Genomic DNA, 19,945 nt, shown 5'->3' with positions numbered 1-19,945 from the left:
CGCCAGCGCGGCCGACATCATCCCCGCGCAGCCGGCCGCGCTGGCGCGCATGCCGCTCATCGTGGAGCCCAAGGCTCCGCCCAAGCCCACCGTCAAGAAGAGCCAGGACCAGTTCGAGTTCGTCGGCGACCGCAAGAGCTTCTCGCTGCCGCCGCTCGACGTGCTCGAGTACGACAAGACGGAGCGCTCCGCGCTGGACAAGGATGTGTACCTGTCCACGGCGGAGAAGCTGCGCGCGAAGCTGGCGGACTTCGGCATCGTCGGCGAGGTGGTGGAGATTCGCCCCGGCCCCGTCGTCACCATGTACGAGTTCCTCCCGGGCCCCGGCATCAAGGTGAGCAAGATTGCCGCGCTCGCGGACGACCTCGCCATGGCCATGGAGGCCATGCGCGTGCGCATCGTCGCCCCCATCCCTGGCAAGGGCGTGGTGGGCATCGAGGTGCCGAACCGGGACCGCGAAACCGTCTACCTCAAGGAGATTGCCGAGCAGGACGCCTTCAACAAGGGCGCCAGCAAGCTGACCATGTGCGTGGGCAAGGACATCGAGGGCATGCCGTACGTCCTCGACCTGGCCAAGGCGCCCCACCTGCTCATCGCCGGCACCACCGGCTCCGGTAAGTCGGTGGCGGTGAACTCCATGATCATGAGCATCCTCCTCAAGGCCACGCCCGAGGAGGTCCGCTTCATCATGGTGGACCCGAAGATGCTGGAGCTCTCCGTCTACGAGGGCATCCCCCACCTGCTGCTGCCGGTGGTGACGGACCCGAAGAAGGCGGCGCTCGCGCTGCGCTGGGCCGTGGAGGAGATGGAGCGCCGCTACCAGATGCTGTCCGAGGCGGGCGTGCGCAACATCGCCGGCTTCAACAAGCTGGTGGAGAGCACCGCGGTGGAGGTGAAGACGACCACCGAGTCCGCGCCGAAGAAGAAGGCGAAGCCGAAGAACGTGCTCGTGCTCGATGGCGAAAGCCCCAAGTCCTCCATGCCCGCGGGCGGCGAGAGCCTGGGCGTCGCCGCCCCCCGGGACGACGAGGACGACATGCTCGACGCGCAGGCGTCCGAGGAAGCCGAGGCTCCGGAGCTGGAGGCCGAGTCCGAGGACACCGAGGCGCTGGAGGCCAGCGAGTCCACCGAGCCGGAGAAGAAGCAGCTCAAGAAGCTGCCCTACATCGTGGTCATCATCGACGAGCTCGCCGACCTGATGATGGTGGCCAGCCGCGAGGTGGAGACCTACGTCGCTCGCCTGGCGCAGATGGCCCGCGCGGCCGGCATCCACCTGATGGTCGCCACGCAGCGCCCGTCCACGGACGTCGTCACCGGCGTCATCAAGGCCAACTTCCCCACGCGCGTCAGCTTCATGCTGCGCTCGAAGCCGGACTCGATGACGATTCTGGGCACGGTCGGCGCGGAGGCCCTGCTGGGCATGGGCGACATGCTCATCATGCCGCCCACCAGCGCGCACCTGCAGCGCGTGCACGGCGCCTTCGTGTCGGAGAACGAAATCAAGAAGGCGGTGGACCACCTCAAGGCCCAGGGCAAGCCCGTCTACGACGACTCCATCCTCAAGCCGCGCGACGAGGACGTGGAAGGTGGCGGCGAGGAGGACGAGCTGTCCGACGAGCTGTACGACCAGGCGCTCGCGACGGTCAGCGAGATGCGGGCCGTCTCCATCTCCATGCTCCAGCGCAAGATGCGCATCGGCTACAACCGCGCGGCGCGCATGATTGAGCGGATGGAGCGCGACGGCGTGGTGGGCGCGGCGGATGGTGCCAAGCCCCGCGAGGTGCTCATCCGGGGCCTCGGCGACATGCCCGGCGCCGGGGCCATGTAAGGCCCACGTGGCCGCCGTCTCCCGGATGGGATGGGAGGCGGTGGCCCTGGCGGTTCCACTTCACGGGGGCGTCCTGGCTCGGCCCGGACGCCCTCACTGCTTTCCACCGAGGCGTGCCCATGATTGTCGCCATCTCCCGCTTCCGGCCGGCCCCCGAGGAAGCGGACCGCCTGGTCGCCCGCTTCCAGGCGCGCACGCGGGCGGTGGACGGATACCCGGGCTTTCTGGGGCTGGAGGTGCTGCGCTCCTTCGAACGGCCGCCGGAGCTGATGCTGGTGACGCGCTGGCGGGACAAGGCCTCCATGCGGGCCTACTTTCAGTCCGAGGACTTCCAGCGGGCGCGGGAGGCGAGCGCCCAGCAGGAGGACGCCACCTTCGCCCTCTACGAGGTGGTGGGCACATGAAACGCGATGCCGGTTCCCAAGCGGCCCGGTGTCGTCTATGGGCGGAATCCCATGGCTGAACGCATTGCCCTTTTCGCCACCGCCGCTCGCGGCACCGAGGACCTCCTGGCCGACGAGCTGAAGGAGCTCGGCGCCCGCCGCATCCGCCAGGACCGCGGCGGTGTCCGCTTCATGGCCACGCTCGACGAGGCGCTCATGGTGGCGCTCTGGTCCCGCATCGCCATGCGCGTGCTCTACCCGCTGGGCGCCTTCGAGGCCCGGGGCGCGGAAGGCCTCTACGAAGCCGCCGCCAGCATCCCCTGGGAGGAGCACCTCACCCCCGAACACACCTTCGCGGTGGATGCCACGCTGAAGGACAGCGAGCACAGCCACTCCGGCTTCGTGGCCCTCAAGGTGAAAGACGCCATCGTCGACCGGATGCGCGACACGAAGGGCGCCCGGCCGGACGTGAATACCAGGGACCCGGACATCCGCGTGGTGGCGCACCTCGCCCGTGAAACGCTGTCCCTGTCCCTGGACCTGTGCGGTGAGCCGCTGCACCGCCGGGGCTACCGCGTGCGCCCCACGCCCGCCCCGCTGAAGGAGACGCTGGCCGCGGCGGTGCTGCGCGCGGCGAACTACACGGGGACGGAGGGCCTGGTGGACCCGATGTGCGGCTCCGGCACGTTGCTCATCGAGGCAGGCCTCATCGCCCGCCGGCGCGCGCCCGGGCTCAACCGGGACTTCGCGGTGGAGCGCTGGCCGGAGCTGGGCGCCCGAGCCCGCGAGCTGCTCGCGGACATGCGCGCGGATGCCCGCCGCAACGAGCGGAAGGTGGAGGTACCGCTGCTCGGCTTCGACAAGGACCCGGAGGCGCTGGAGGCCGCCAGCCGCAACGTGCGCGCCGCACGCCTGACGGAGGAAATCCAGCTGGCCGAAGGTGACGCGACCCGGCTGCCGCCGCTGCCGGAGACAGGCGGACTGCTCGTCACCAACCCGCCCTACGGCGACCGGCTCGGCACGGGCGGCCAGAAGGGCATGAAGAGCTTCTACTTCAAGCTGGGCGAGTCGCTGCGCGTGCCGGGCTGGCGCGTGTGGGTCATCTGCGGCAACCCCGGCTTCGAGAGCGCCTTCCATGCGCGCCCCTCCGCGAAGCGGGACCTCTGGAACGGCCCCATCGCCTGCTCGCTGCTGGGCTACCGTCCTCCAGACGGTGGCAGCGCTCGGGGTGACACCGGGGACGGTTCAGAAGCGCCGCTCGGTGCGCCGCGCCAGCCGGCGGATGTTGCCCCGGTGCGTCCACAGCATGAGGGCGAAAAGGAGGGCTGAGAGTCCCGCGTATTCCACGGCCCGCGCGGTGAGCGCCGACGTGCCCACCGCCGTGGCCCCCGCCGCCAGCGAGCCCAGCGAGCTCACGCGCGACACGGCGAAGACGGTGACATACGCCAGCGCGCCCGCCAGCGCGGCCTGGGGCACCAGCACCAGCAGCACGCCCAGCGCGGTGGCCACGCCCTTGCCGCCCTGGAGCTTCAGCCACACCGGGTAGATGTGGCCCAGCACCGCGGCCAGCCCCACCGCCACGTGCACGGTGGGCGCATCTGGCAGCAGACGTACCGCCAGGACCACGGGCAACGCCCCCTTGATGGCATCCAGCAGCAACACCACCGCGCCCAGCTTCTTGCCCGCCACACGCGTGACGTTGGTGGCGCCGATGTTCCCGCTACCGCCCTTGCGCACGTCCACCCCGCGCAGCCACCGCGTCAGCAACACACCGAAGGGAATGGAGCCGGCGAGGTAGCCCAGCAGGACGAGCGCGGAAGTCACGACGCAGAGGCTACAGCAGCAGGTGGGGGAAGCGCGTCTTCACCACCACGTAGGCGTAATTGACCAGGATGATGATGGGCGTCACGACACCCAGGACGCTCCACTCGCGGGGGGAGAGCTCCACCTGGGGGATGGGCATCGCGAACACCAGGTGCAGCACCATGACCACCGCCGCCAGGGCGAACACGATGGCCGCCACCGTTCCCAGGGGGTTGGCCTCCCAGGCGCCGGCGAAGTTGAGGTGCGATACCCGGTCGGCCACCCGCGTCAGACCGCAGCCGAGGCAGGGCCACCCGGTCTGCTCCCTGAGCACACAGCCCCAGAAGGGGATGATGCGGGCCACCGGGATGTAGCGCGCCACGAGCAGCCCCACCACGCCGGCGAGCCCCATGGCGTCCACGGTGCTGAAACGACGGTTGCGGGGAGGGATGACGACCTTCAAGCGCACCTCCTCAGCGTGTGCGGATGGATGGACTTTAGTACGGGGGTCGCCTTGCCGGAGCAAAGACTTTTGGCTAAGCGGACGGGGTATGAACACGCTCCGCACGTCCCTGATGCTGCTGGTCGCCGTTCCCCTGGTTGCCGTCGCGGGTGACAAGTCGTCCGCCAAGGCGGGCAAGGCCGCCGAGGCCGACTGCCACCACCCGCCCGCCCCGCAGGCGCAGACCGCGCCCAAGGCCGAAGGCGCGTCCGATGGCTGGAAGCTCACCCGCGGCGAGCCGCTCAAGGGAGCCAAGGCGGTGAAGCTCGCGGACGTGCTGGCCAGGCCGCAGGCGCACGACGGCAAGACGGTGCTGCTCGAGGGGCAGGTGCGCAAGGCGTGTGAGCGCAAGGGCTGCTGGATGGAGCTGGCGGCGAACGGCCAGGACAAGGGCCCGGGCGTGCGCGTGACGTTCAAGGACTACGGCTTCTTCGTCCCCCTGGACTCCGCGGGCGCGCAGGCGCGCGTGGAAGGCGTGCTGAAGGTGGCCGAGCTGACCGACAGCCGCGCCCAGCACTACGAGTCGGAGGGCGCCATCGTCCCCCGCGGCGCCGATGGCAAGCCGCGTGAGGTGCAGTTGGTGGCCACGGGCGTCGAACTTCGCCGCTGAGACGACATGGCACGAAGCTTCAGCATGCGCGGCGTGCAGAGCGCGGCGGACCGCGCCGTGCAGCACGCCCGAGCATGGATGTTGGAGACGGAGCCGGGCTCGCGCGTGCATGACGTGCAGTTGGACCCGCGCTTCCAGCACCGGGGTGTGGACCTGCTCTGGGAGCTCCCCTCGGGAGAGGTGCGCGGCATCGAGGTAAAGGGCGACCGCAACGCCACCCGCCGCCGCTACTTCTTCGAGCTGGTGTCCAACCTGGAGAAGGACACCCCGGGCTGCTTCCTCTACAGCGGCGCGGACCTGCTGGTGTACGTCTTCCTCTCGCAGGGAGAGCTGCACGTCGTGCCCATGAAGGCGGCGCGCGAGTGGTTCCTTCCCCGAGCGAAGGAGTACCCGCTCAAGCACGCCTTCACCCAGACGGGCGCCATCCGCTACACCACCGTGGGCGCCGTTGTTTCCGTGCGGGACGTGGCGGAAGGTGTCCCCGGCGTGCTTCGCGTTCCGCTGAAGCGCCGGGGCGGCGCGAAGGACGTGGCGGAAGAGGTGCCGCCCACCTCCGAATCTCCTCAGGGACAGGAGACGAACGGCTAGGACGAAGGGGCGGAAGCGCGGCTCGCTGGCGCCCTCTTTCCCGGGCGCGGAGCCGCGGACGGGCCCACGCTTCCCCCGGGCTGTGACAGGAGGCCACGCAGGCCCCCTGTCACGCGCGTACCTCAGCGACCGTGACGGTGACGGCGGTGGCCGGGGTGAATCTTGTCGTGGGCCGCCTCCAGGCGCTCGGAGATGCCCATCAGCTCCAGCAGCGACTCGCGGTCGTTCTGCGCCTTGTAGACGTGCTCCAGGCGGGGGACGAGGTCCAGCGCGAGGTGCAGGTCACCGCCGTTCTCCGCCGCCGCAAGCAGCGTGCGGGCCGCCGCCGCCGCCTGACCGTGCGCCTTGATGTGGATGAGGCCATCCACCGCCAGCAGGCGCGCGATGGGCGAGCGCTCGGTGTCCTCGGTGAGCTTCACCATGTCCTCGGTGGCAGGCCCCAGCTCACCCTTCGCCGCGCGGACGATGGCGCGCGAGATTCCACGGCGGTCCGGCAGGAGGAACTCCTCCAGGTCCGCGAAGGACTCCGCGTGGCCCACGTGGCCCGACGACGCCAGCGCCTCTGCGAGGCTGTCGAAGATTTCGGCCTGCTTCTCCGTGAAGGGCGCCAGCGCCTCGCGCATGAAGCGCTCCTGCGGCGCCCCCTTCTCGTCGAGCGGCATCTTCGCGCGCACCGCGTTCATCTTCTCGAAGGCGGCGTCCACCGCCGCGTCCTGCCGCCCACCCAACAGGAACGACAGCTGCTGCATCAGGTTCGCCAGCGTGTCGGCCATCTCCATGGGCGCCACGCGGTCCGGAAGCCAGCGGCTCCACAGCTCCACCGCCGCCGCCACCGCGAAGTCCTTGAAGGGGCCGGTGCCCTTCCACTGCGGCCGCCACTGCTGGGCAATGCCCAGCGGGAAGGCCGTCTCCGCCAGCTTGCGGAAGTCGTCTTCGCCCACGGCAATGCCGTAATGGCCGAGCGTCCCGAGCAGGGCCTCCGTCGAGTACTCCTTCAGGCCCTTCTGCTGCCACGACTTGTCCACTCGCTGCGTGCTCACCTGGATCTCCGCTGCCCTGGACGCCGGCCATCGGCGCGCCAAGCGGCCTTCTAGCGGAAGCCGGGGCGGACGTGCACCACCACGTGCAATCCCACGTCAGGCGGCGGACGCCGGGGGCGCGGTCCTCGGCACAGTGGGCCACAGGACGGGGTTGCGCCGACCGTCCTCCACCCGCCGGGCCAGGTACGGCTCGCAGTCCCGGGCGTCGAAGGCCCGCTTCCAGGCCGCGAAGTTCCCTCCGGCCTTCCAGGCATCCATGGCCGCCAGCCCCGCCTCCGGACCGCACTGAGCCAGCATGTACTCCACCCAGGCCCAGCGCGCGGACGTCGGGCGCACCTCGGCGCGCCCCCGGAGCCCCTTGCGCAGTCGCTCCAGCCGCCCCTCCACCTCGCGAATGCCCGTGAAGGGAGCGCCATCCAAGGGCGTGTTCCGCTTGGCCACGAAAGGCGCCACGCCCAGTGCCACCGGGAGGATGCGGGACAGCTCGCTGGTGAAGCGGATGAGCTCGTCGATGTCCGCGTCCTCTTCGGTCGGCAGACCCACGACGTTGTACACCTTGAGCTGCTTCATCCCCGCCGTGCGGGCGAACGTCGCGGCCCGGACAATCTGTTCCTCCGAGTGCTTCCGGTCCACCATGTCCCGCAGGCGCTGTGACGGGCCGTCCGCCGCCACCGTGAGGTTGGTGGCCCCTCCCCGCCGGAGCTGATCCACCAGATCCTGGGTCAGCCGGTCCGCGCGCAGGGAGGACACCCCCACCTCACGGCCTGAATCCACAATCGTCCGGAGCAACTCGACGATGCGCGGATGGTCCGTCACCGCCGCGCCCACCAGCCCGACCCGGCGGGCATGCTCCGGAATCAGGGACAGGATCCGCTCCGGCGGCACCGTGCGCATGCCGCCATTCGTGGTGCGCCGCATGACGCAGTAATGGCAGCCCCGGGAGCAGCCCCGCTCCGGCTCGATGAGGAACATCGAGCGCAGCTCGGTGTGCGGTGTCACGATTTGCGACCGGGCAGGCAGCCGTGAATCCGTGGCCTTGGCCACGTGGTACCGCGCTCCGCCCCGCCCGGGCACGCGGAAGCCCGGGATGCGCGCCAGGTGCGCCAGGAGGGCCTCGCGGTCCATGGTCGCCGCGGCCTCTACCAGCAGGTGGATCAAATCCTCCGCCTCGCCCTGGACGAGCACGTCCACGAAGGGCTCCAGCGGATCCGGGTTGGAGAACGTCAACGGCCCGCCGCCCACCACGAGCGGATAGCGGCCATCCTGGCGCTCCTCCGCCAGGAGCGGGATGCCCGTCAGCTCCAACATTGAGAAGAGCCCCGTCAGCTCCAGCTCATACGCCACGGAGAAGGCCAGCATGTCGAAGTCAGCGACAGGGGCCTGGGACTCCCAGGTGAAGAGCGGCGTCCGGGTGCGCTTGAAGGCGTCCACGTCATCCGGGAGGAAGACGCGCTCGGCCGTCGCGCCAGGATGCTCGTGGATTTCACGGTAGATGGCCTGGTAGCCAAGCGAGCTCATGCCCACGTGGTAGGGGCTGGGGTAGCAGAGGGCCACCCGGTAGGGCGCCGCCTTGTGCAGCGTGCCCTGTTCGTCCGCCAGCAAGCTGCGAACGCGCTCGATGAGTGAGTAACGGCCCTCCATGTGCCTCCAGTACAGGTCCAGCCTTTTAAACACCGCGGCCCCGGTCAGCCACTCCCATGTGGGGAGAGACCGCCGGGGCCGAGGTGCGCCACCCAGGTGGGGTGGCGCGGTTCAGCAGACGACTTGTTCGACTACTTGAACGACGGGACCTGGTTCGTCGGGACGCAGCAGTTATCCGCGCCCGCGAAGATGGCGCAGTTCGCGGTGGTGATGCACGTCGCCGCGAAGTCCGGGTTCAGGCCGGAGCCCGGACCGCAGTTGTCCGCAGGGGCATCCGACTCGGGGTCGCAACCGACGGCCGGCCAGATGGCGTTCATCACGTACTTCGAGGTGCAGCCGTTGTTCGTGTAGGTCAGCTCACCCGTCATCTGGGTGCCCGGAGCCGAAGGCGCCGAGTACACGCGAACATTGGCGTACTGGTACACGATCTGGTTCGCCGGGGAGGCCACGTTGACGCGAGCCGCCGGGAAGCTCGGCGCGTTGCAGAAGTCCTCGGCGTCGCGGTCATTCGCCAGGTCGCCCAGCGCGGACTGCTCGCTCTGGTCTGTGGTCTCGTCCGCGGTGCCACGGCTCGCCAAGCCCTGAGGGCGGAGGGCGAGCTTCGCCGTACCGTCATCGAGGTTGATGTACCGGTACACACCCACCATCTCCGCGGGCGGAGCGACGGTGTCGCACGCATTGCCAGCGGCATCCCGAGGGGCCTCCACCTGGTCGTACTTCACGGCCCAGTGGGGAGACTCCTGCACGAAGCAACCGACTTCAGGCTGATCGAAGCTGCAACCCGTCAGCAGGCTTCCCGTGCCCAGGAGAACCAACGCAGTTTTCACGATGTTCTTGGTCATGTGACTGATGTTCCGATTCCGTGATTGGGCCTGGGATTAGAACGTGTACCGGATGCCGAAGCGGACCTGACGGGGCGCCTGGTACGAGGTCGGGTTCTTGAAGTTCTTGTTCACGTCGCCGTCGACAGTGCCGAAGGGCTCGTCACGCTGCGCCTCATCCTGGAACTCCACGCGGCCCGGGAGGTTCTCCAGGTCCGCAGGCGTACCACCCGGGATGGGCTTGATGTCGCGCAGGGTGTACGTCTGGTCGACCGTGTTCACGCCCTGGAAGTTGAAGAGGTTGAACACGTCCAGGGTGAACGACACCACGCTGTCCTTGCTGACGCGGTAGTTCACGCCAATGTTGGAGTCGATGGTGTTGATCCACGGCGTACGGCCGCCAGCGCCACGGGGGAGCACGAAGGACTCGTCCTGGAGGTAGGCCCAGTGGCTGCCCCAGTAGTTGATCGGCGTACCCGAGTTACCGCGATAGGAGACACCCACGCTCGCCGACAGGGCGTTCGAGATGTTGAACTCCTTCGCACCGAAGACCTTGATCTGGTGCGTGCGGTCGAACGGCAGCAGACCCGTGCGGTTCTCCAGGAGCTCGATGAGGTCGAAGTCCGAGAGGATGTTCGGGTCGAGCTGGCCCGTCTCAGGACGGAACAGACCGGGGTAGTTACCGTACAGGCGCGACCAGGTGTAGTTGGCCTGGGCGAGCCAGCCGTCGGCGAACGTACGGTTCAGGTAGACGGTGACGTTGTCGTAGTTACGAACCGGCGTCGGGAACTCACCAGCGAAGCCGCTGCCAGGGTTACCAAGGAAGTACGTGTTGCCGTCGTCGCGGCTCATGTCCTCGATGACCGAGTTCATGTCCTTGTGCGTGTAGCTCGCACCCAGGCGGGTGTTCGCCAGCACTTCGTACTCGGCGCCGACCACGATTTCGTCGGACGACTGGGCCTTGAGGTCCGGGTCGACCGGCGTGCCGGCTGCCGTGCCGCCCGTGTAGAAGCGGTTCACGTTGCGGCTGCTCTCCGGGATCGCGAGCAGATTGCCGTCACCGGCGCAGGTGGCCTGCTGGCTCTCGAAGCTGGACGGGTCGCACGAGGTCGCCGTGCCCTGGCCGGGCTCCGCGAGCGAGCGACGCGCGCTGATGCGGTTCTCACCCGGGAACGCGCGGTCCATCAGGTTGAGCGGAACCTGCTCGTAGTAGCGAGCGAAGTTCACGAACACCTTCGCGCGGCCGTTGGCGAACGGGTCGACGATGGCGCCGATACGCGGCGACCACTGATTGCCGAGCAGCAGCGAGAGGTCACCGTTGCCGCCGTAGAGCGCCTGCACGTCGTACCGGACGCCCAGGTTCAGGGTCACGCGGTTCGCGATGGACCAGGAGTCCTGGAGGAAGCCACCAACCGTGGTGCTGGTCGTCTTGGCGACCTGGGTGAGCTGCGTGACCGCGGAGTCCGGCCCCGTCTGGTAGCCGTAGCGACGGGCGTCGCTCAGCGCCGGGCCCTGGGCCGCAGTCCAACCCGACGTGGCCTCCTGGTAGTACACGCCGCCGCCGTACGCCTTCACCTGGTCGAACGACAGCAACTCGACGTCCACGCCAGCCTTGAACACGTGGGTGCCCAGCGCGTTCAGCAGGTAGGTGGCCTTCGCGTTGGCCTGGTAGCGATCCAGCGTCTGGTCGCTCATGAAGGCAGGGCCGCCCACCGCGTAGCCCGTCACCGGGCAGCGGATCAGCTGCTCTTCGGGCGTGCTGCCGCAGGCACCCTCCTGCCCGGCGGGCAGGGACTCGAACAGGGTCAGCGGGCGCGGGTTGGTGTACACCATCCGCGAGTAGCCAGCCAGGCCCGTGCGATCGCCCAGGTTGCTGCCGTCACCCGGCAGGGTGGACGCGGTCTGGTGGAACCAGCCGAGGTTCGCATCAACGAGGACCTTCTTGTCCGCGAAGGCACCGGCGTACTTCAGGGCCATCGACGTCGTGTTGGCCTTCGTCTCCGTGAGACCGAAGTCACCCGGACGGGAAGCCAGCACGCCCGGCAGGCCTCCCGACTGGGGATTGACGCTCAGCTTCCCAAGGCCACCCGTCGAGGTCGGCGTGCCGTTCAGGGCGAACGACACGTTGTGGTCCTGGTTGATGAGGTACGTCAACTTACCCATATACTGAATGGTACGGGAGTCGGCGTAGTAGTTCGTGGCGGAGCCGGGGATCGGATCCACGACCGAGAAGTCGGTCTCGTCCCGGATGGGGTTGCCCGCGTCATCGACGCGCAGCGCGTTGAGCGTGCGGGTGTGCTGGTAGCGGGTGAACGACGGCGCGAAGCCGGCGAAGAACCACAGCTTGTCCTTGAGGATCGGACCACCGAGGGTGGCGCCGAAGTCGCCCAGGTTCTGCAGCTGGTTCTGGCCGGTGATGACCGTGCCCTCTTCACGAATCTGCTTGCGGGTACCCTCGAGGGTGCCCGGCGTCCAGTTCGCGAACACGGAGCCGTGGAACTCGTTGGAGCCCGACCGGGTGACCGCGTTGATGACGCCGCCGGTTGACCGGCCGAACTCCGGCATGTAACCGCCGGTGATGATGTTCACGTCCTGCACGAACTCGATGCTCAACGGGCTGGCGTTCACGCCGAAGGCCGGGTCGTTCGTGGACAGGCCGTCCACCACGTAGCCGTTCTCAGGCGAGGTCGAGCCGTTGATGGACACGCCGTAGTTGTCGTTCTGGGCGCCAGGCGCGAGCTCGGCCAGGGACTCGAAGGAGCGGGTCGCGCCGCCCTTACCACCCGGACGCGCAACAGCGATGCGCTTGATGAACTCCTGATCGACGTTCACGCCCATCGTCGTGGAACCCACGTCGATGGTCGGGGGCGCGCCGACGATCTCAACCACCTCACCGAGCGCCTCGGGGAGCAGCTCCACGTTGACGCGGATGGTGCGGTTGAGGCGCAGCTGGATGGCGGAGCGCGCGTACGGCTTGAACTGCTCCTTCTCGAACCGCAGGGTATAGTCGCCGGGGGGCAACTGGGGGATGCGGTAGTTACCCTGCGCGTCGGTGACGACCGTCTGCTCACCCTGAAGGTTGGGCGAGGTGGCGGTCACAACGACGTCAGCGGCAGGCTGCCGACTCTGAGCGTCGATCACAGTACCGATGATCGTGCTCGACTGTGCGAAAGCCGCGGATCCGTACAGCAGACCTGCGGCGACAACAACTCCGGTTTCCCGGAGCACTCGGTTCAAGTGCATACCAGACCCCTCCAAGGTGGGCTGCAAGTGAAAATGACCCGGGAAAATATCCGAGGTCGAGCAGTTGTCAATAGACCGTTGCTTTTTGGTAACCAGTGGGGCAATTGCGCGATCACGCCCCGTCCGTCGACCGTGCTTGCTTGAACCTGGAACGCGTTTCTGTATGGTAGCGCGCCCTTTCATCCGGGCGGAGCGTCGCCAATGGGTGTCCACTGGTGAAGAGGAGTCTAGTGCATGTTCGATTCAGTCCTTGACCGTGGTCAGGGGCCCAAGTCGCGATTCGGCGTCGGGGCTACTGTCTCGGTTATCCTCCATGTGGCGCTGTTCGGCCTCTCCATCTGGCTGTCGACGCGACCGCCCGTCGAGGAGGAGAAGGAGATTGAGGTCACGCTGAAGGCGACCATGGCACCGCCTCCGCCGCCCCCTCCTCCTCCACCGCCTCCTGCCTCTTCGAGCAAGCCGAAGACGCAGCCGAAGAAGCCCAAGAAGCCGGACGCCATCGTCCAGCCGAAGGAGATTCCGAAGGAGGTCCCGAAGGAAGTGGAGCCCTCCGAAGAGCCTCCTTCTGAAGAAGAAGAGGCGAGTGAAGAAGCCGTCGAGGGCGGCGTGGAAGGTGGCGTGGTCGGCGGCGTCGTCGGTGGTGTCGTCGGTGGTGTGATTGGCGGCGTGGTCGGCGGCCAGCTTGGCGGGACGGGAACCGACGTGCTTCCGTTCGGTGCGGGCATGACGCGGCCGGAGAAGCTGTCCGGTCCTCAGCCCGAGTACTCTCGTGAGGCGCTCGAGGCTCGCGTCCAGGGAACGATGATCGTGAAGTGCATCGTCACCGTGGAAGGTCGAGTGGAGAACTGCCGGATCATCAAGCCCCTGCCCCACATGGACCGGGCCGTCCTGGACGCGCTGGCGTCGTCGCGCTACAAGCCGGTCACGTTCCAGGGCCGTCCTGTGCAGGTGGACTACACCTTCACCCTGAACTTCAAGCTGCCGCGCTGAGTCCGGGCGCGTCGTCTCGAGGCGTATTGCTGACTACCCCGCGCTCGTGAGGAGGAGCGCTCAACCCAACCATGCAATTCACTCTCGCAGAAATCTGGGATCACACGGGCCTCTTCGCCCGCATGATCATCTTCACCCTGGGCATCATGTCTATCGCCTCGCTGGTCGTGTTGGCGGAGCGCATGATTGTCTTCCGCAAGACCCGGTCTGACAGCCGCAACTTCGCCGCGAAGATGGGTGCCATCCTGGCCAAAGGCGACCTGAACACGGCCGCCAACACCAACCTGGGCAAGGATGTGGGCCACCTGGGCCGGGTGATCAACTCCGGACTGACGGCGTACCGGATCAGCCCGAACAATAAGGACGTGGCGGTGGAGTCGGTGGCGCGCGCGCTGGAGCGTCAGGCGCAGCGTGAGGTCCAGAGCATGAAGCGCGGTCTGGGTCTGCTGGCCACGGTCGGCTCCACGGCGCCGTTCGTCGGTCTGCTCGGCACCACGATGGGTATCGTCAACGCCTTCCAGCTGATGGCGCAGGCGGGCTCCGGTGGTCTCGGCACCATCTCCGCCGGTATCGCCGAGGCGCTCATCACCACGGCCTTCGGTCTGCTCGTGGCCATCCCCGCGGTGATGGCGTACAACTTCCTGCAGGGCTGGGTGGACGCGCGCTCGGTGGATATCTCCGAGTCGTCCAACGAGTTCCTGGACGTGGTTGCCCGCCACCTGGGTGGTGGCGCGCACTCCTCGAACGCCGCCTGAGCTGTCCCGGGCGAGTCGGGGACGACCCGATGCCCTTCACGGTGACCCTGTCTCCAGCTCTTCTTCGGGGCGCTGGAGGCCCACCGTGAAGGCGGGCACCTTACCAGGAAACAGGTAAAGACATGGGAATGTCAGCAGGCCCCAAGGGGAGCGTCAAGAGCGACATCAACGTCACGCCGCTGGTCGACGTGGTGCTGGTACTCCTCATCATCTTCATGGTCGTCACCCCGATGCTCCAGCGTGGCAAGTCCGTGGAGCTCCCGAAGGCCACCGAGATCGAGAAGGAAGGAAAAGGGAAGGAATCCGACCCGCTCATCCTCTCCATCACCCCGGACAAGAAGGTGTTCGTGGAGAACGACCAGGTGGATGAGAAAGGGCTCCAGGAGAAGCTCACCGAGGAGATGTTGAAGGATCCAGGCAAGAAGATCCTGCTCAAGGGCGACAACGCGCTCAGCGTTGGTGACGTGCGCAAGGTGCTGGACGTGGCCCGCAAGTCCAAGGCCAAGCAGATCTCCCTGGGCGTCGAGGAGAAGAAGTAATGGCCGGCCGCAAGCAACGACAGTGGGTCAAGCCCCAGGCGCAGCCGAACTCGGAGATCAACGTCACGCCGCTGGTCGACGTGGTGCTGGTGCTCCTCATCATCTTCATGGTCGTCACGCCGCTCCTCGAGAAGGACATCGTGGTGCGCGTGCCGGACACCGAGGTCGAACAGGAGCCGACGCCTCCCGACCCGGACGACCAGCAGTTGGTGGTGCAGCTCGACAAGGACGGTGGCTACTCCATCAACACGGAGAAGATTGCCCCCGCCGACTACGTGACGCGGCTCAAGCGCATGCTGGCCGCCAAGAAGGCCGACGACAAAGTCGTCTTCTTCATGGCGGATGACGCCACCAACTACGGGCGGCTCATCACCGCGCTGGACGGCGCGAAGGCCGCTGGTGCGAAAGTGCTGGGCATGGCCACGGAGCTGCCACAGAACGCCATCATCCAGGGCACGTCGGTCGATACGCCGGCCCTGCCCCCCGCACCCACGCCCTGAAACTCCTCTTCCGGAGCCTACGCTCCGGGTGGGTACGTGGTTCACATCGAGAAGCTCGTCGGCTAGAGTTCACTCCTCATGGCCGACGAGCTTCTCATTTTTGAGCAGACCATCGAAGCCCTGTTCCTGCGGGCACTGCACGGGCGCCTGACGCCAGAGTGCAAGGCACGCCTGCGGCAGGCAGGGCTCGATGTGGAGCAGAAGCTCCGGCCGGCCTACACCTTCGACGCGTGGATGACGTTCCTTCGCATCACGTCGGAGGAGCTCTTTCCCCAACTCCCGCTCGAGCAGGGCACCTGGAAGCTGGGAGAGGCCTATATCGAAGGCTTCCGCGAGACGATGCTGGGACGCGCCGTCCTCTCATTGCTTCGCGTGCTGGGGCCCCGCAGGACGCTGATGCGGGCCACGCAGAACTTCCGGGCTGGCAACAACTACACGGAATCCAAGCTGCGTGAGCTGGGGCCCACCCAGTTCGAGCTCTGGATGAACGAAGTAGGCCCCTACCCTGCCTTCACCGCGGGCATCATCCACGCGGGGCTGCGGGTGGCCGGTGCGCAGGACATCGTCATCGAGATGTCCGGCTACGACGGCCACGCCTGCGTCTACCGAATCAACTGGAACGAGGCCTCGGTCTCTTCCGGCGTGGCGGGCAGCGGAGACTCCAAGGCCGCCAGGAGGTCGGGGTCCATCAGCTCCCTGTAGATGAACTCCGCCAGCAGGCCCGTCACCATCCAGATGGGCAGGATGTAGAGCGAGGTCATCTGCCAGAGAATGGCGCCGGTATCCGCGTAGTACCAGATGCGGTATCCCGTGAGCCGCTCCAGCATGACGCCGGAGAAGCCTTCAAAGAGCAGGATGACCACGCCGTACACAGCGGCTCGCAAGCCCGTGTGCTGGTACAGCATCCAGCGATAGAGCGGCTCGATGAAGAAGAAGCACGCCACGCCGTAGATGACGAACATCCACAGCGAGCACTGTCCATACGCCGTGGAGATGGGCGTATCCCAGATAGCGTTGAGCCCCAACCGGTCGTCCACGCGCCATTGGAAGCGGAAGAGCGCCTCCAGCAACGGCACGTGCTGGGCGATGCGCACCAGGTTGTAGAAGAAGATTTCGGCGCTGAGCCCCACCATGCCGTAGAGGCAGAAGCGGAACACGCCAAACGCCACCTTCATCCGTTGGCCACGCTTGATGTCCGCCCGGCGGATACGAACCTGCCGGCGCTGCTGAACGACCCCCGATTCCACTGCGGCCTTTGCCCCCATAGCGTCCCCCAAGGTGGGTGAAACGCTACCGGACTCGTCAGGGCATGGCTAGCCCTGGCTTCACAAATACCACGGGGCTGAAACTCAAGCTCCCGAGGCTGGGATGGGCATCCGTCGGCGCGGATTGGCGAGCGCGGGCCTACGCCTGGGGTGGGCCCCGGTACGTGCATTGCTCAAGGACTTCGCGCTGCACGGCGAGAGGACGGGACATGTTGGCGAGGGTGCGGTCGGGGGCGTTGATGGGTATCGACGTGGTGGTGGTGGAGTGTGAGGTCGACATGGCGCTCGGCCTCCCCTACTTCAACGTCGTGGGGCAGGCAGAGGGCGCGGTCCGGGAATCGAAGGTCCGCGTCATCTCCGCGCTGAAGAACACGGGCTTCGAGCTTCCCCAGAAGCGAATCACCGTGAATCTGGCGCCCGCGGACTTGAAGAAGGAAGGCGCGGCGTTCGAGCTGCCGATTGCATTGGGCGTCCTAGCGGCGGCGAAACTGATGGATGAAGCCCCGCTGGAACGGCTTCTCTTCGGAGGCGAGCTGTCCCTGGACGGCACGCTCCGTCCCATCAAAGGAGTGCTTCCGTTGGCGGTGGCGGCGCTCAACGGTGGCTTCGAAGGCGTCATGGTGCCCTGGGCCAATGCCGCGGAGGCCGCGCTCGTCGAAGAACTGCGCGTCTTTCCCGTGAAGACCCTGCGGGAGGCGGTCAACCACCTGACGGGAGCCTGCAACATCACGCCGTACACGCGGCAACGTGAACCCAGTCTTCTGGCGCCCACGGGACAGGCGCCTGACATGTCCGATGTCCGCGGGCAGGCCGACCTGAAGCTCGCCCTCGAAATCGCCGCGGCGGGGGGCCACAACGTCTTGATGTCCGGGCCACCGGGCTCGGGGAAGACGATGCTGGCGCGGCGCCTGCCCGGCATCCTTCCGGAGATGACGTTCACCGAGGCCATGGAGGTGACGAAGGTCTACTCGGTGCTGGGCTTGCTGGGCGAAGGCCACGCGTTGATGCGCGAGCGCCCGTTCCGCGCGCCCCACCACACCCTCTCCGACGCAGGCCTGGTTGGCGGCGGCCTCTCGGCGAGGCCTGGCGAACTCTCGTTGGCGCACAACGGCGTGCTCTTCCTCGACGAGCTTCCAGAGTTCCGGAGGAACGTGCTGGAGGTTCTGCGCCAGCCCATGGAGGAAGGCGTCATCCACCTGGCACGCGCCAACCAGAACATCACCTATCCCTGCCGGGTCATGTTGGTGGCCGCGATGAACCCCTGCCCCTGCGGCTACTACAACGTTCCCAGCCGCTCCTGCACTTGCGGCGAGCAGCGCGTCTTCGACTACATGACGCGCGTAAGCGGGCCCCTGTTGGACCGCATCGACATCAGCCTGCAGACGCGCCCGGTGGAGTATCACCACATGGCCCGCTCGACGGTCCAAGAGCCCTCGAGCCGCTACTACCGCGAGCGGGCCCAGGTCGCGCGCGAGCGTCAACGCGCCCGCTATCGCGATGAGCCGGGAATCCACTGCAACGCGCAGCTTCCCTCGCACCTGCTGCGCCGGTACTGCGCCATGAGCGAACGGGCCGAGCACATGCTGCAGCAAGCGGTGCGGATGTTCGGCCTGTCCGCGCGAGCCCATGACCGCATCATGAAACTGGCGCTTACACGGGCGGACCTCGAGGGACGCGACCGCATCGAGCAGACCGACATGCAGCTCGCCATCAACTGCCGCATGCTGGACCGGCGAGGGGCGATGCAAGGCAAGCTTCACGGAGCCCGCCCTGCCCCTCCGCCGGAGGACGCCGCCTGGCGGAACACCGGACCTTCCGGCAGGGCCAGCCCGCTGGAGGACCTGGATGGCTGAGGGCCATCGCGCGCGTCAGTGCGTCCCGGTCGTCGCGGGCTCCACGTGAGACGCCGTCGTCTGGAAGCGGGGCTCCGGGATGGACGGTGTCTGCCCACCCTCCGGCAAGGCGTGGGTGGGCTGGAGCCGGTCCAGGCGAGGCGAAGGGCCGGTGATGATGCGCGCCGACTTGCCAAACGTCAGGTACGAGTAGGCCCAGTTGAGCAGCACCGCCAGCCTGCTACGGAAGCCGATGAGGAAGGTGATGTGGATGAGCAGCCAGGCCATCCAGGCACCGAAGCCCGCCTGCTTGAAGCTGCGGAAGGCAATGCCCACCGCGTGGCCTCGGCCAATCACCGCATAGGAGCCGCGGTCCCAGTACGAGAAGGGCGTCATCGGCTTGCCCTGCAACTGGCGGCGGATGTTGTGGGCGGCGTGCTTGCCTTCCTGCATGGCCACGGGAGCAAGGCCTGGCACCGGCTTGCCCTCCGCATCCTTGAGCAAGGACAGGTCACCGACGACGAAGACATCGTCGTGGCCCGGCACGGTCAGCTCAGGAGTGACGAGCACGCGCCCGGACCGGTCGAGTTCGACGCCCAGCGACTTCGCCACCGGCGATGCCGCCACGCCCGCGGCCCACAATACCGTCCTCGCGGGGATGAACTCCTGCCCGATGAAGACCCCTTGCTCGGTGATGTTGGTGACCCGAGCTCCCGTACGGACCTCTACCCCCAGCTTCTCGAGTGTGCGGCAGGCCTTCTGTGACAGGTCATCCGGATAGACGGGCAGGACCTTGTCCACGCCCTCGATGAGGATGATGCGCGCGTCCCGCGGATCGAAGTTCCTGAAGTCGCCATGAAGCGAATGCCGGCTGATTTCCGCCAACGAGCCCGCGAGCTCCACCCCCGTGGGTCCGGCGCCGATGATGACGAAGTTGAGTAGCGAGCGGCGAATCTCCGGGTCCGTCTCCCGCTCCGCCAGCTCGAAGGCCACCAGGATCCGCCGGCGAATCGCCAGCGCGTCCTCGATGGACTTCAGGCCGGGGGCGAACTGAGCCCAGGCGTCATTGCCGAAGTAGGAGTGTGTGGCCCCCGTAGCGATGACGAGGTAGTCGTAGTTCAGCTCTCCGTCGGAGAGCAGCACGCGCTTGCCAGCCGTATCCACGCCCGTCACTTCCGCCAGCACCACCGCCACCTGATGGTGCCCCAGCACCGCCCGGAGCGGCGCCGCAATCTCGCTGGGACTCAGCGTCGCCGTGGCGACCTGGTAGAGCAGAGGCTGGAACAGGTGGTGATTCTGCCGGTCCACCATCGTGACGCGCACGGGTGCCTTGTAGAGATGGCGGGCGGCGTAGAGGCCGGCAAAACCACCGCCGAGGATGACCACGTGGGGCAGGTCTTCGCGCTTTGATTTCGGGCTCACGCAGGGAAGGTCATACCCGTCCAGCCCATCTTCAACGCAAAGCGCCATGCGCCATGCCGCCAAGCATGGGCTCCCATGCTTGTTTCTCATCCGACTGCCGGAGTGGCGAGCGCACACTCCGCACTCCTGGACACACAGCCACGTACCCGGACACCTGCACTCCCGTCTCTCAGCGGGAGGAGC

General features: G+C 67.3%; 19 protein-coding genes. 11 read left to right on the top strand and 8 right to left on the bottom strand.

Annotated features, from left to right (window positions below):
• From FL344_RS05735 to FL344_RS05725, 3 genes are all read left to right on the top strand, one after another.
• Positions 1–1,828 (top strand): DNA translocase FtsK (locus tag FL344_RS05735; RefSeq protein ID WP_141617807.1); only part of this gene is annotated, 1,828 nt, incomplete at its 5' end.
• A 119-nt stretch (positions 1,829–1,947) separates the two neighbouring features.
• On the top strand, positions 1,948–2,232 hold the full coding sequence (locus FL344_RS05730) for an antibiotic biosynthesis monooxygenase (RefSeq protein WP_163884327.1): 285 nt from the start codon (positions 1,948–1,950) through the stop codon (positions 2,230–2,232).
• A 6-nt stretch (positions 2,233–2,238) separates the two neighbouring features.
• On the top strand, positions 2,239–3,540 hold the full coding sequence (locus tag FL344_RS05725; protein ID WP_141593420.1) for a THUMP domain-containing protein: 1,302 nt from the start codon (positions 2,239–2,241) through the stop codon (positions 3,538–3,540).
• On the opposite strand, the gene plsY is transcribed toward FL344_RS05725, so the two are convergent.
• The gene (gene plsY, locus FL344_RS05720) at positions 3,457–4,035 is read right to left on the bottom strand and encodes a glycerol-3-phosphate 1-O-acyltransferase PlsY (RefSeq protein WP_090484442.1); all 579 of its coding nucleotides are present in this window, start codon (positions 4,033–4,035) and stop codon (positions 3,457–3,459) included. The two genes, FL344_RS05725 and plsY, sit on opposite strands and share 84 nt — an antisense overlap.
• A gap of 10 nt (positions 4,036–4,045) precedes the next feature.
• Entirely contained in the window at positions 4,046–4,477 is a 432-nt protein-coding gene (locus tag FL344_RS05715; protein ID WP_026113824.1) for a DUF2752 domain-containing protein, read from the bottom strand.
• A gap of 88 nt (positions 4,478–4,565) precedes the next feature.
• Here FL344_RS05715 and FL344_RS05710 point away from each other — a divergent pair, with 88 nt between their 5' ends.
• Together FL344_RS05710 and FL344_RS05705 are read left to right on the top strand one after the other, a co-directional pair.
• Positions 4,566–5,126, top strand: coding sequence for a DUF4920 domain-containing protein (locus FL344_RS05710; protein ID WP_194858607.1), 561 nt, complete (start codon positions 4,566–4,568; stop codon positions 5,124–5,126).
• Positions 5,127–5,132: 6 nt separating this feature from the next.
• Positions 5,133–5,714 carry a hypothetical protein gene (locus tag FL344_RS05705; protein ID WP_141593422.1) on the top strand — a complete coding sequence of 194 codons (582 nt, stop codon included), beginning with the start codon at positions 5,133–5,135 and terminating at the stop codon, positions 5,712–5,714.
• A gap of 122 nt (positions 5,715–5,836) precedes the next feature.
• Here FL344_RS05705 and FL344_RS05700 read toward each other — a convergent pair whose 3' ends face one another.
• From FL344_RS05700 to FL344_RS05685, 4 genes are all read right to left on the bottom strand, one after another.
• Complete coding sequence (locus FL344_RS05700) at positions 5,837–6,754, bottom strand: hypothetical protein (RefSeq protein WP_228558435.1); 918 nt, start codon at positions 6,752–6,754, stop codon at positions 5,837–5,839.
• A 96-nt stretch (positions 6,755–6,850) separates the two neighbouring features.
• The gene (locus FL344_RS05695) at positions 6,851–8,395 is read right to left on the bottom strand and encodes a radical SAM protein (RefSeq protein ID WP_141617806.1); all 1,545 of its coding nucleotides are present in this window, start codon (positions 8,393–8,395) and stop codon (positions 6,851–6,853) included.
• Between the two features lie 131 nt (positions 8,396–8,526).
• Positions 8,527–9,237, bottom strand: coding sequence for a hypothetical protein (locus FL344_RS05690; protein ID WP_141617805.1), 711 nt, complete (start codon positions 9,235–9,237; stop codon positions 8,527–8,529).
• A 36-nt stretch (positions 9,238–9,273) separates the two neighbouring features.
• Positions 9,274–12,459, bottom strand: coding sequence for a TonB-dependent receptor (locus FL344_RS05685; RefSeq protein ID WP_228564804.1), 3,186 nt, complete (start codon positions 12,457–12,459; stop codon positions 9,274–9,276).
• Positions 12,460–12,693: 234 nt separating this feature from the next.
• Between FL344_RS05685 and FL344_RS05680 the strand changes: the two genes are divergently transcribed.
• From FL344_RS05680 to FL344_RS05660, 5 genes are all read left to right on the top strand, one after another.
• A complete protein-coding gene (locus tag FL344_RS05680) occupies positions 12,694–13,449 on the top strand; it encodes an energy transducer TonB (RefSeq protein WP_141593426.1) in 756 nt (251 codons plus the stop codon).
• Positions 13,450–13,520: 71 nt separating this feature from the next.
• Positions 13,521–14,204, top strand: coding sequence for a MotA/TolQ/ExbB proton channel family protein (locus tag FL344_RS05675; RefSeq protein WP_090484460.1), 684 nt, complete (start codon positions 13,521–13,523; stop codon positions 14,202–14,204).
• Positions 14,205–14,326: 122 nt separating this feature from the next.
• A complete protein-coding gene (locus FL344_RS05670) occupies positions 14,327–14,743 on the top strand; it encodes a biopolymer transporter ExbD (RefSeq protein WP_090484462.1) in 417 nt (138 codons plus the stop codon).
• Positions 14,743–15,243: a biopolymer transporter ExbD gene (locus tag FL344_RS05665; protein ID WP_141617803.1), complete on the top strand. Its 501-nt coding sequence runs from the start codon at positions 14,743–14,745 to the stop codon at positions 15,241–15,243. Before FL344_RS05670 ends, FL344_RS05665 begins: the two co-directional genes overlap by 1 nt.
• Positions 15,244–15,321: 78 nt before the next feature.
• A complete protein-coding gene (locus FL344_RS05660) occupies positions 15,322–15,945 on the top strand; it encodes a DUF2378 family protein (protein ID WP_090484466.1) in 624 nt (207 codons plus the stop codon).
• Here FL344_RS05660 and FL344_RS05655 read toward each other — a convergent pair.
• Positions 15,846–16,520 carry a hypothetical protein gene (locus FL344_RS05655; protein WP_090484468.1) on the bottom strand — a complete coding sequence of 225 codons (675 nt, stop codon included), beginning with the start codon at positions 16,518–16,520 and terminating at the stop codon, positions 15,846–15,848. The two genes, FL344_RS05660 and FL344_RS05655, sit on opposite strands and share 100 nt — an antisense overlap.
• A gap of 197 nt (positions 16,521–16,717) precedes the next feature.
• On the opposite strand from FL344_RS05655, the gene FL344_RS05650 reads away from it, so the two are divergent.
• Positions 16,718–18,361 carry a YifB family Mg chelatase-like AAA ATPase gene (locus FL344_RS05650; protein WP_141617802.1) on the top strand — a complete coding sequence of 548 codons (1,644 nt, stop codon included), beginning with the start codon at positions 16,718–16,720 and terminating at the stop codon, positions 18,359–18,361.
• Between the two features lie 15 nt (positions 18,362–18,376).
• Here FL344_RS05650 and FL344_RS05645 read toward each other — a convergent pair whose 3' ends face one another.
• Positions 18,377–19,762 carry an NAD(P)/FAD-dependent oxidoreductase gene (locus tag FL344_RS05645; RefSeq protein ID WP_141617801.1) on the bottom strand — a complete coding sequence of 462 codons (1,386 nt, stop codon included), beginning with the start codon at positions 19,760–19,762 and terminating at the stop codon, positions 18,377–18,379.
• Positions 19,763–19,945 lie beyond the last annotated feature (183 nt).

This window comes from Myxococcus sp. AB036A (assembly GCF_006547355.1).
Classification (GTDB): domain Bacteria; phylum Myxococcota; class Myxococcia; order Myxococcales; family Myxococcaceae; genus Myxococcus; species Myxococcus virescens.
This window is presented reverse-complemented; position numbering and strand designations above follow the sequence as displayed.